Origin of the sequence: Enterobacter sp. Lyrl_3 (assembly GCF_051948675.1) — a bacterium.
In the GTDB taxonomy this organism is placed as follows: Bacteria; Pseudomonadota; Gammaproteobacteria; order Enterobacterales; family Enterobacteriaceae; genus Enterobacter; species Enterobacter cloacae.
On record NZ_JAYJLI010000006.1, the window covers coordinates 83,985 to 96,336 of the forward strand.

The window sequence follows — 12,352 nt, forward strand, 5'->3', positions numbered from 1 at the left end:
CCCGTTGGGGAGAGGGTCAGGTTGAGACGAAATTATCTCTGCGCTTCGCCGCCGAGGCCTTCTACCAGATTTTGAATCAACGCGGCCAGCTCGCCGGTCATCAGGATAAAGTCCGCATCAAAGCGCTGGGCGTAATCTTCACGATCGATATCTTCGTTCTGATCGCGCAGTTCATCGCAGAACTTCAGGCGCTTAACAGAGCCATCGTCACACATCACAAACTGAATACGCTGCTGCCAGTCGAGCGCCAGTTTAGTGACCACCTTGCCTGCTTCAATGTGGACGGCGATCTCATCGCTCACCAGATCCTGCTTTTTCGCACGAATGACACCGCCATCCTCAAGCAGGGCTTTCAGTTCGGCTTCATCGAGGATCTGGAACCCTTGCGCCGCCGTGCCGCTGCGAACCCATTCGGTCAGGGTTAACTCGATAGGCGTTTCCAGCGCCAGTGGAACCACCGGCAAAGAGCCGATGCTCTTACGCAGCAGGGCCAGCGTATCTTCCGCTTTTTTGGCGCTGGCGCAGTCCACCATGATCAGCCCGTTAACGGTATCGATCCACATCATGGTCTGGCTGAAGCGGCTAAATGCGCGCGGCAGCAGGGAGTGCAACACTTCGTCTTTCAGGGAATCTTTTTCGGTCTTTTTCAGCTTGCGGCCCTGTTCGGCTTCAAGCTTGAAAATTTTCGCTTCCAGCGCCTGCTTCACCACCGGCGTGGGCAGGATTTTCTCTTCTTTACGGGCGCAAACGATGATTTGACCCGTGCTGCTGGCGTGGGTCAGGGCATCGCTTTGTGAACCCATTGGCGGAACCCAACCGGTTTTTGCCATATCCTGGCTTCCGCAAGGGGAAAAGGTATAAGCGGCTAACTGTTTTTCCATCTCTTCTGCACGCAGCGAAACGTCGCGGCTGAGACGGTAAACCATCAAATTTTTGAACCACAGCATGATAATTTCCACGGCCTTGTCGTTAAATCAGCGGGCATGATAACGAATTGTCGCATCGCTTGCATTGCTAATCGGGAAGCGTGCTTCTACTCTGTTGATAATCAAAATAATGAGGAGAGTCTTGTGCGTATTGGGATTGATTTGGGCGGCACCAAAACTGAAGTTATCGCACTAAGCGAGCAGGGGGAGCAGCTTTTCCGTCACCGCCTGCCCACGCCGCGCGACGATTATCACCAGACTATCGAGACGATTGCCCGGCTGGTTGAGATGGCAGAGCAGGCGACAGGACAGACCGGCTCCGTCGGGATGGGCATTCCAGGGTCCATTTCTCCTTATACCGGGGTGGTGAAAAACGCCAACTCCACCTGGCTCAATGGCCAGCCTTTTGATAAAGATTTGAGCGCGCGTCTGCAGCGTGAGGTGCGTCTGGCAAATGATGCGAACTGTCTGGCGGTATCAGAGGCGATTGACGGTGCGGCAGCCGGTGCCCAGACCGTTTTTGCTGTCATCATCGGTACCGGCTGCGGGGCCGGTGTGGCGTTCGGCGGGCGTGCGCATATTGGCGGTAACGGTACGGCAGGCGAGTGGGGACATAACCCATTGCCATGGATGGATGAAGACGAACTTAAATACCGTACTGAAGTGCCGTGCTACTGTGGAAAACAGGGCTGTATTGAGACGTTTATCTCCGGCACCGGTTTTGCCACCGATTACCACCGCCTGAGCGGTCAGCCGCTTAAGGGTAACGAGATCATGCGTCTGGTTGAGGAGCAGGATCCCGTGGCGGAACTGGCGTTGAGCCGCTACGAAATGCGCCTGGCGAAATCGCTGGCGCATGTGGTGAACATTCTCGATCCTGATGTGATTGTGCTGGGCGGTGGGATGAGCAACGTCGACCGGCTGTACGCGACGGTGCCTGCTCTCGTCAAACAGTGGGTCTTCGGCGGCGAGTGTGAAACCCCAATCCGCAAAGCCGTCCACGGTGACTCCAGCGGCGTGCGTGGCGCAGCGTGGTTATGGCCGGAATAAAAGCAAAACAGCAACGCACGTTGCTGTTTTTAATGTTTGTTCCCACTCCCCGTGAGCTGAGAGATCCCCAGTAATTTTTTACCGAAAGCGACGAATGCTGTTTCAGGAAAATGAATGACTTACAGCGACGTCCTGGTCCGGCTGTAAATCGCTGAGGCGTTTCCTGCAGGCCGGGGCGAGGCGCATGGATGCGCCGAGAGGGCGGCTTTACAGGGACGTTACATCCGCCCGTCCCCGATAAGCCGGAAGGAATAAGCCGAAGGCACCGCGAAGCGGCGATTTACCGCCGGGAGCCCGGGTCGCCAGGGTGGTGGCGACTGAGCCACCCTGGCACGTTCACAGGTTATGTCGTAACAGAGTAGCAAGGAACATAAAGTGAACGGAATGACCTCCACAGCCGTATGTTCCCCCTCACCCCAACCCTCTCCCTCAAGGGAGAGGGGGTCCTCCGTGCAGGCATTATTTTATGGGGATCCCTCAGCCCTGTGGGAGAGGGCCAGGGTGAGGGCACCAGACCGCACCGATCCGCCTTTACTGCACCGCATACTCCTTATCCAGCCTGCTATACCCCAGTCCATTAATCTTCTTCACTTTGATTTGCACCGGAATACGCTCCTTCATAGCCTCGACGTGGCTTATCACGCCGATGGTTTTCCCGGTGGCATTCAGCGCGTCGAGCGCATCCAGCGCGGTGTCCAGCGTCTCGCTGTCGAGCGTGCCGAAACCTTCATCCAGGAACAGCGAATCGATTCGCGTTTTGTGGCTCACCAGGTCGGAAAGTGCCAGCGCCAGCGCCAGACTGACGAGGAAGCTTTCGCCGCCAGAAAGCGTGCGGGTATCGCGTACGGCATCGGCCTGCCAGGTATCGACCACCTCCAGCTCCAGTGCGTCGCTGACTTTACGCTGCAGCAAATAGCGCCCGTGCAGGCGGTTAAGCTGCTGGTTAGCGAGCCAGACCAGATTATCCAGCGTCAGACCCTGGGCGAATTTACGGAACTTGTCGCCAGTGCTGGAGCCTATCAGCGCATTCAGATAACCCCAGTCCTCGGTCAGACGTGAGGCCTCGTCAATTTGCTGCATCAGCGCCAGCTGGTGCTGGCGGTTATCGCTGTCCTGCTTAAGCTGCTGGCGGATCTCCCCCTGATGAGTGGTGTTCTCGCGAAGCTGCTGCGCCAGCTGCTGTAGCTGCGCATGCAGGGTTTGCGCGTCGGCGTCCAGCCCTTCCGGTCGCTGATGCTGGTGGGCCTGTAGCTGCTGTTCAGCCTGCCCGCTAAGCGCAATTGCCTGCTGAAGCTGGCTCTCCAGCGTCTGCTTGCGTTGTTCAAGACGGCGGATGGTCTCCTCATCCAGCAGCGCGGCGAGAAAGGCCTCGCGATCGGCGAAGCAGCTTGCCGCCAGCGCGGTGGCAAATTGCGCTGTGGCGTGCTGTAGCCGCTCGCTTTCCAGACTCTCCTGCTGCTGCAGGGTGGCAAGCTGGCTTTGCAGGGACAGGCATTCGTCGTGGGTCTCGCGCCAGTTCTCAGGAATGGCCGGTTCTGCCTCGGTGTCATCGCCTGGCGGAAGCGTGTCGAGCAGCGGTTTCAGGGTATTAATGCGCTCCTGAATCGCAGCATACTGCGTCTGTTTTTCCTGCCACAGGCTGAATTCCGTTTCCCGGGCGTACAGCCAGGCGGTCTCTTCCCCCTCTTCAGGAACATGCAGCGACAGCGCGAGCAGGGCGTTTTCCAGTGCCTGACGCGTAGCTGACAGCTGCTGCTGATACTGACGCTCCTGCGCTTGCTGTTCGTTAAGCTGGTTTTGCAGCGTCAGGCGCTGGCTGAGCTGATAGAGCTGACGTTCGTACTGTTCCTGTTCGTTCATCCATGGGGCGATATCTTCCTGAATATTCAATGAGATATTCAGGTCGGCGCAGACCTCCTGCCACTCTTTAGTAAGTGCTTGCTCTTCCTGAGAGAGCGCCTGCGCTTCGTCTGTTGCTCGCTGGATCTGCTGCGTCAGGGCATTGACCTGTCCCAGCACCAGCAGACCCTCCTCTTTAAGCGCGGCGACCTCTTTTTCCAGCGCGTCCCGGCGTCGCTGGTTATCGGTGAGTTCAAGCGCCTGATACGTCTCAATGGCGGGATGTTCACTGGAGCCGCACAGTGGGCAGGGTTTTCCGGCCTCAAGCTGCGAGCGGTAGCTTTCCAGCTTTTTGATCGTCGCTTCGCTTTCACACAATGCTTTCAAATCGACATAATGCTGGTTTTTTTCTTTGTACTGCTGGCGGCGCAGCGTCAGCGTTTCATTGAGTTTTACCTGCTCGGACTGCGCTTTTTGCCGGGTATCTGCGTTCTCTTGCAGCCGTTTTTGCAGCGGCTGATAGCGGGCATGAAGCGAGGTCAGGCGCTGGCGTAAAGGGCGTGACCGGGACTGTTGCTCCATTGCCGCTGCCACGTCATCCGCCGTCAGCGTCAGGGGGTTTTCCGGCATCCCGGCGAGCTTCTGACGTAATTCAGCAATACGGGCTGCAAGCGTGGCAATCTGATGTTTATCGCGGTTCAACTGCGCAAAATGGGCGCGCCAGCCAGCAATCTCCTGGCCCCACACGCGGTAACGTTCATGCTCCGCCAGCCATGTTGCCTGGATCGTAAGGTCACTCTGCAGTTGCGCATGGGTACGCAGCGCCGTATGACGGATGCGTGAGCGCTGCGCGGCTTTGGCCTGTAAGCGAGTATTTACTTCGACAATGCGCTGCTTTGTCTGCGCGAGGCGCGTGGTTTGTTCTTGCTGGCTATCCCACAGGGGGCGAAGCTGGGCGGCGGGCTGCGCAAGCTGGAGCTTGGCCAGCTCAGGCGCGGCGTCGGTCAGAGCCTGCTGCGCCTGTTGTTGCAGGAGCATAACCCGCTGCTGCTCGCGAATAAGCTCGTCGTTGCGCGTCAGCCACTGAAAATCGCGCTGTTGGTTCTGCTGCTGAGTCAGCAGGGTTTTCTCTTCGTCAGTAAGTGCCTGCAAACTCTGCTGTAACTGCTGCTGTTGCGCTTCGCTCAGTAACACCACGCCTGCGGCCTGCGCCTCGCACATCTCAAGCGCGTTACGGGCGGCCTTATGTTTCTCGAACACCATCGCTGAGATCTGACCGTAGATCTCGGTGCCGGTCAGCTCTTCCAGCAGTTCGGCGCGATCGCCCGATTTAGCGTTGAGGAAGGCGGCAAACTGCCCCTGGGAGAGCAACATTGAACGGGTAAAACGGCTATAATCCAGCCCGGTGAGCGCGGCGGTTTGCTCCAGTTTGTCCGTCACTTTATCTGCCAGAATTTTACCGTCTTCACAACGCGCCAGTTCAACGCGCGGTGCCTGCAGGTTTCCATCTGGCTGATTGCGCGCGCGGTTCTGGCTCCAGAACGCACGATACGCTATGCCTTTTACCTCAAACTCCACCTCGGCCAGGCACTCGGCGGTATCGCGGGTCATCAGGTCGTTTTGTGCCTGGGAGACTTTTTGCAGACGCGGCGTTTCGTGGTAAAGGGCCAGACAGATGGCGTCGAGCAGGGTCGTTTTCCCGGCACCGGTCGCGCCGGTAATGGCGAACAGCCCGTTGCTGGCAAACGGCTCGGCGGTAAAGTCAATTTTCCACTCGCCCTTAAGGGAGTTGAGGTTTTTCAGACGCAGGCTCAGAATTTTCATGCGTTTTCTTCCTCATCGCTGAGCGCGTGCAGGGTATGAAGGAACAGCTCGTTAAGCCTTGCGCGCGTGGTGTCGTCAATCCCTTCCTGCGACAGTCGGCGTTCAAATACCTCTTCCACCCTCAGTTCGCTGAGCGTTTCACGCTGTGCACCCAGCAGAATTTTCTCGCGCTGTTCGCGGCTGCGGCGAACCAGTAAGACCTCGACGGGCAGATCTTCCGTCAACGCCTGAATTTTACGCTGCATATCATGCAGGTAGTCGTCGGTCGTGATTTCAATATCCAGCCAGATGGGCGGATTTTGCTCGACACCGCGCCACTGCTCCAGCTGAGCGGTAATCGCCGCCAGATCGCCCTTCAGCACCGCCAGCGGTTGGGTGACGGGGACCTCCAGCGACTCCACGGCACTGAGTTTGCCCTCATTAAAGCTCACCAGGTGCACACATTTGGCTTTGCCGGTCTCATCAAAACTGAGCGCAATGGGCGAGCCGCAGTAGCGAATGTGCTCGCAGCCGCCGATGACCTGCGCCCGGTGAATATGCCCGAGCGCGATATAATCCGCTGGCGGGAAATTTTGCGCCGGGAAGGCGTCCAGCGTACCAATATAGATGTCACGCACCGCGTCACTTTTACTGGCGCCGACGGTAGTAAGATGCCCGGTGGCAATCACCGGAATGGCCTGTTCGCCGCGCAGGGCGCAGGCATCGGTATGTTGCTGGTGATAATAGTCCGTGATGTTCTGCAACAGATGCTGCTGCTTTTCCCCGCCGGACATCCCCGCCTGACTCTGAACGATATCGCGTGGGCGCAGGAAGGGCACCGGACACAGCACCGCTCCCGGTGTACCGTCACGTTTTTTCAGGATCTGCGGCGCATGACCGGCGCTGGCTACCACGGTCGTGTTAAGGAAGGCCAGGATATCGCGGGATTCATTCAGCGTTGCGACGGAGTCGTGGTTACCGGCGACAATCACCAGATGACAGCCGGTTTGTTGCAGATTTACCACGAAGCGGTTGTAGAGCTCACGCGCATAGCTTGGCGGCGAACCGGTATCGAAAATGTCACCCGCAACAATAATCGCGTCCACCTCGTGCGATCGGGCCGTGTCCAGCAGCCAGTTCAGGAACGCTTCATGCTCCGCTGCCCGGCTTTTGCTGTAAAAGTTTTGACCCAGATGCCAGTCCGAGGTGTGTAATATGCGCATAGCGAATCCGTGGCAAAAAAAGGGAATGGGGATTATAAACTTTCAGAAGCTGGAAAATAACCGCTGTAATAAAACAACAGTTTGCCATTTTACGTGGTACTGTTTTTCATAAATCTGTCATAAATCTGACGCATAATGACGCCGCATTACAAACTTGTAACTTAAATAAGATAAGACAGGGCAAAGTATGGCGAGACGTATTCTGGTCGTAGAAGATGAAGCTCCAATTCGTGAAATGGTGTGCTTCGTGCTCGAACAAAATGGCTTCCAGCCGGTTGAAGCGGAAGATTATGACAGCGCGGTGAACCAGCTGAATGAACCCTGGCCCGATCTGATCCTGCTTGACTGGATGTTGCCTGGCGGCTCCGGACTGCAGTTTATCAAACACCTCAAGCGTGAAGCGATGACCCGCGATATCCCCGTTGTCATGCTTACCGCGCGCGGTGAAGAGGAAGATCGCGTGCGCGGCCTTGAGACCGGCGCGGATGATTACATTACCAAACCCTTCTCACCGAAAGAGCTGGTTGCCCGTATTAAAGCTGTGATGCGCCGTATTTCACCGATGGCGGTTGAAGAGGTCATTGAGATGCAGGGCCTGAGCCTTGATCCTACCTCGCACCGTGTTATGACGGGCGAAAATCCCCTCGACATGGGGCCTACCGAATTCAAACTCCTGCATTTCTTTATGACTCACCCGGAGCGTGTTTACAGCCGCGAACAGTTGCTGAATAACGTCTGGGGAACTAACGTGTATGTCGAAGACCGGACGGTTGACGTACATATCCGCCGCCTGCGTAAAGCGCTGGAACTGAGCGGCCACGATCGCATGGTACAGACGGTCCGCGGCACGGGTTATCGTTTTTCTACCCGTTTCTGAACAATGACAGGAGTGTGACGCGTGCTGGAACGTCTGTCATGGAAAAGGCTCGTCTTTGAACTGATCTTATGTTGTATTCCGGCTTTCATTTTGGGGGCCTTTCTTGGATACCTGCCGTGGTTTCTGCTGGCGTCTGTGACCGGGCTGCTGATCTGGCATTTCTGGAACTTACTGCGCCTCTCCTGGTGGTTGTGGGTTGACAGAAGTATGACACCTCCGCCGGGAAGCGGGAGCTGGGAGCCGCTGCTTTACGGCCTGCACCAGATGCAGATGCGTAATAAAAAGCGCCGTCGCGAGCTGGGAAGCCTGATTAAACGCTTTCGCAGCGGTGCGGAATCGCTGCCGGATGCAGTGATTCTGACCACGGAAGAGGGAACAATCTTCTGGTGTAACGGTCTCGCCCAACAGCTGCTGGGCCTGCGCTGGCCGGACGATAATGGCCAGAATATCCTCAACCTTTTGCGTTATCCGGAGTTCACGCAGTATCTGAAAAAACGTGATTTCACGCGTCCGCATAATCTGAAGCTCAACAATGGCCGTCATCTTGAAATACGTGTGATGCCCTACAGCGATCGGCAATGGCTGATGGTGGCGCGTGACGTCACCCAGATGCACCAGCTGGAAGGGGCACGACGCAACTTCTTCGCCAACGTGAGCCACGAGCTGCGCACGCCGCTGACGGTGCTGCAGGGCTATCTGGAGATGATGCAGGAGCAGACGCTTGAAGGGGCGCCGCGTGAGAAGGCGCTGCATACCATGCGCGAGCAGACGCACCGTATGGAAGGGCTGGTGAAACAGCTGCTGACGCTGTCGAAGATTGAGGCGGCTCCGACACTTGCCTTAAATGACACTATCGACGTACCGATGATGCTGCGGGTAGTGGAGCGCGAAGCGCAAACCTTAAGCCATAAAAAACATCATCTGACCTTTGACGTCGATAACAGTCTGAAGGTGCTCGGGAGCGAGGATGAACTGCGGAGTGCTATCTCTAACCTGGTCTATAACGCGGTTAATCATACCCCGGAAGGAACGGATATTATGGTGCGCTGGCAGCAGACACCAACGGGGGCCGAGTTTAGCGTCGAGGATAACGGGCCGGGCATTGCGCCTGAGCATCTTCCACGTCTGACCGAGCGGTTTTACCGGGTAGATAAAGCCCGTTCCCGGCAAACGGGGGGAAGCGGGCTGGGGCTGGCCATTGTGAAGCACGCGGTGAATCACCATGAAAGCCGCCTCGATATTCAAAGCACGCTGGGCAAAGGAACCCGTTTCAGTTTCGTTATACCGGAACGATTAATTGCCAAAAAGATCGCCTGACGGCGGGTGTGTCATTTTACCTTTCCACGGGCCAGCTATTGCTGGCCCGTTTGCTTTGCAGTAAAGCGAAACGCGAATGAATTTTATACGGCTGGTGCTTTTTTGTTCGCATGATTAGCCATGGCTTTTTCATGATATTAGCGAATTATTCTGGTTGGTATTTTCATGCTGGCATATTGTTCTGGTTTTACGATCCCTCCTTGCCTTTAAACGTTATAAGCGTTTAAATTGCCCCCCAGATACTGTCAGACCGACTGTATTTGCGTGGTAAATCGAAAAACTATTCTTCTCCACGCCAGGACGGGAGCATATCCCGCTGAAATTGAGCAAAATTTCCGCTGTATCGTCCCATTGGGGATGGCGAAAATCTCAATATATTCAACACCACATCCACAGGCAGTAAGGTTTTATGACCCATCACTTAAAATCGCGTGACATCATCGCGCTGGGCTTTATGACATTTGCGCTGTTCGTTGGCGCAGGCAACATCATTTTTCCCCCAATGGTTGGCTTACAGGCGGGTGAACACGTCTGGACAGCAGCATTTGGTTTCCTGATTACTGCCGTGGGCCTGCCGGTATTGACCGTGGTTGCGCTGGCGAAAGTTGGCGGCGGCGTTGATAGCCTCAGCACCCCAATTGGTAAAGTGGCTGGCGTCCTGCTGGCAACGGTGTGTTATCTGGCCGTTGGCCCGCTGTTTGCGACCCCGCGTACCGCGACAGTCTCCTTCGAAGTGGGGATTGCGCCACTGACCGGTGACGGTGCGATGCCGCTGTTTATCTACAGCCTGGTTTACTTCGCTATTGTGATTCTGGTCTCCCTCTATCCGGGCAAACTGCTGGATACCGTGGGTAACTTCCTGGCTCCACTTAAAATTATCGCGCTGATCGTGCTGGCGGTTGCGGCCATTATCTGGCCTGCGGGTCCTATCAGCAGCGCGATGGATGCCTACCAAAACGCGGCCTTCTCTAACGGATTTGTGAACGGCTATCTGACCATGGATACGCTGGGCGCGATGGTGTTTGGTATCGTTATCGTGAACGCCGCTCGTTCCCGTGGTGTGACCGAAGCGCGTCTGCTGACCCGCTATACCATCTGGGCTGGTCTGATGGCCGGTGTGGGCCTGACGCTGCTCTATCTGGCGCTGTTCCGCCTGGGTTCCGATAGCGCCACGCTGGTCGATCAGAACGCGAATGGTGCGGCAATTCTGCACGCTTACGTCCAGCACACCTTTGGCGGTGCGGGCAGCATGCTGCTGGCGGCCCTGATCTTCCTGGCCTGTCTGGTGACGGCGGTTGGTCTGACCTGTGCCTGTGCGGAGTTCTTTGCGCAATATCTGCCGCTCTCTTACCGCACGCTGGTATTCATCCTTGGCATCTTCTCCATGGCGGTGTCTAACCTCGGTCTGAGCCACCTGATTCAGGTCTCCATTCCGGTGCTGACGGCCATCTATCCGCCGTGTATCGTGCTGGTGGTGTTGAGCTTTACGCGCCCGTGGTGGAACAACTCCTCGCGAATTATTGCGCCAGCCATGTTTATCAGCCTGATTTTTGGTATCCTTGACGGGATTAAAGCATCAGCGTTTGCTCACATCCTGCCAGCCTGGACACAGCGTCTGCCGCTGTCTGAGCAAGGTCTGGCCTGGCTGATGCCTACCGTTGTTGCACTGGTTCTGGCCATTATCTGGGACCGTGCTGCAGGGCGTCAGGTCGCATCGAACGCCCATTAATCAACGGCAACAAACTGTTTAACCACGGGGCTTAAGGCCCCGTGGTTTTTTGTTTTTTTCGTGTTGAATGGCAAGATTTAAATGGAAAGCACTAACAAACTCAAACGTGGGCTGAGCACGCGCCACATTCGCTTTATGGCGCTCGGCTCCGCTATCGGTACCGGTCTTTTTTATGGCTCGGCAGATGCCATCAAAATGGCCGGTCCAAGCGTTCTGCTGGCCTACATCATCGGCGGCGTGGCGGCGTATATCATCATGCGTGCGCTGGGAGAGATGTCGGTTCATAACCCTTCAGCCAGTTCATTCTCGCGCTATGCGCAGGAGAATTTAGGCCCGCTGGCCGGGTTTATCACCGGCTGGACCTACTGCTTCGAAATTCTGATTGTGGCCATTGCCGACGTCACCGCCTTTGGCATCTACATGGGCGTCTGGTTCCCGGCGGTACCGCACTGGATTTGGGTGTTGAGCGTGGTGCTGATTATCTGTGCCGTCAACCTGATGAGCGTGAAGGTCTTCGGTGAGCTGGAGTTCTGGTTCTCCTTCTTCAAGGTTGCCACCATCATCATCATGATTGTGGCCGGTTTCGGCATCATCATCTGGGGGATCGGTAACGGCGGCCAGCCAACCGGTATTCATAACCTCTGGAGCAACGGTGGTTTCTTCAGCAACGGCTGGCTCGGCATGGTGATGTCGCTCCAGATGGTGATGTTTGCCTACGGCGGGATTGAGATTATCGGGATCACCGCCGGGGAAGCCAAAGACCCGGAGAAGTCCATTCCGCGCGCCATTAACTCGGTGCCGATGCGTATTCTGGTGTTCTATGTGGGTACGCTGTTCGTCATTATGTCTATTTATCCGTGGAACCAGGTGGGGACCAACGGTAGCCCGTTTGTGCTGACCTTCCAGCATATGGGCATCGCCTTTGCGGCCAGCATCCTGAACTTTGTGGTCCTGACCGCGTCGCTGTCAGCGATCAACAGTGACGTCTTTGGCGTGGGCCGCATGTTGCACGGCATGGCAGAGCAGGGCAGTGCGCCGAAGGTCTTTGCCAAAACCTCCCGTCGCGGCACGCCGTGGGTGACGGTTATGGTGATGACCGTTGCGCTGCTGCTGTCGGTCTACCTGAACTACATCATGCCGGAAAACGTCTTCCTGGTGATCGCTTCTCTGGCGACCTTCGCGACCGTGTGGGTGTGGATCATGATCCTGCTGTCACAGATTGCGTTCCGCCGCCGTCTGTCCCCTGAGGAGGCAAAAGCGCTGAAGTTTAAAGTGCCAGGCGGGGTAGCGACGACCGTCGTTGGGCTGATCTTCCTGGTGTTTATCATCGGCCTGATTGGCTACCATCCTGATACCCGTATTTCCCTCTACGTAGGCTGTGCGTGGATCGTACTGCTGCTGGTGGGTTGGGTGTTTAAATGCCGCCGCGACCGTCAGCTGGCGCAGGCGCAGTAATATTTTATGCCCTCTCCCTGTGGGAGAGGGAATTTTGTCTCCTCCTCCTTTCTCCTCCCTCAATAATCGCGAACGTGATGAGCTATCCTTAACCACCCTGTGGCAAGGTGACGTCAATTTCATCAAAGGGGAT

Annotated in this window: 8 protein-coding genes; 5 read left to right on the forward strand and 3 right to left on the reverse strand. The window is 56.3% G+C overall.

Annotated features, from left to right (window positions below):
- Positions 1-32: 32 nt before the first annotated feature.
- Positions 33-947: a recombination-associated protein RdgC gene (gene rdgC / locus VF709_RS13435; RefSeq protein WP_013095820.1), complete on the reverse strand. Its 915-nt coding sequence runs from the start codon at positions 945-947 to the stop codon at positions 33-35.
- Positions 948-1,070: 123 nt separating this feature from the next.
- Here rdgC and mak point away from each other — a divergent pair, with 123 nt between their 5' ends.
- Positions 1,071-1,976 (forward strand): fructokinase, encoded by a 906-nt coding sequence (gene mak / locus VF709_RS13440; RefSeq protein ID WP_032618450.1) that lies wholly within the window; start codon positions 1,071-1,073, stop codon positions 1,974-1,976.
- Positions 1,977-2,507: 531 nt separating this feature from the next.
- Here mak and sbcC read toward each other — a convergent pair.
- On the reverse strand, positions 2,508-5,639 hold the full coding sequence (gene sbcC / locus VF709_RS13445; RefSeq protein WP_149896804.1) for an exonuclease subunit SbcC: 3,132 nt from the start codon (positions 5,637-5,639) through the stop codon (positions 2,508-2,510).
- The gene (sbcD, locus tag VF709_RS13450) at positions 5,636-6,841 is read right to left on the reverse strand and encodes an exonuclease subunit SbcD (protein WP_440231732.1); all 1,206 of its coding nucleotides are present in this window, start codon (positions 6,839-6,841) and stop codon (positions 5,636-5,638) included. Before sbcD ends, sbcC begins: the two co-directional genes overlap by 4 nt.
- A gap of 187 nt (positions 6,842-7,028) precedes the next feature.
- On the opposite strand from sbcD, the gene phoB reads away from it, so the two are divergent.
- From phoB to proY, 4 genes are all read left to right on the forward strand, one after another.
- Complete coding sequence (gene phoB, locus VF709_RS13455; RefSeq protein ID WP_010428026.1) at positions 7,029-7,718, forward strand: phosphate response regulator transcription factor PhoB; 690 nt, start codon at positions 7,029-7,031, stop codon at positions 7,716-7,718.
- 21 nt (positions 7,719-7,739) lie between these two features.
- The gene (gene phoR, locus VF709_RS13460) at positions 7,740-9,035 is read left to right on the forward strand and encodes a phosphate regulon sensor histidine kinase PhoR (protein WP_029883416.1); all 1,296 of its coding nucleotides are present in this window, start codon (positions 7,740-7,742) and stop codon (positions 9,033-9,035) included.
- Positions 9,036-9,444: 409 nt separating this feature from the next.
- Positions 9,445-10,764 (forward strand): branched-chain amino acid transporter carrier protein BrnQ, encoded by a 1,320-nt coding sequence (gene brnQ / locus VF709_RS13465; protein ID WP_013095826.1) that lies wholly within the window; start codon positions 9,445-9,447, stop codon positions 10,762-10,764.
- Between the two features lie 81 nt (positions 10,765-10,845).
- The gene (gene proY, locus VF709_RS13470) at positions 10,846-12,219 is read left to right on the forward strand and encodes a proline-specific permease ProY (RefSeq protein WP_020686369.1); all 1,374 of its coding nucleotides are present in this window, start codon (positions 10,846-10,848) and stop codon (positions 12,217-12,219) included.
- The last annotated feature ends 133 nt before the right edge of the window (positions 12,220-12,352 follow it).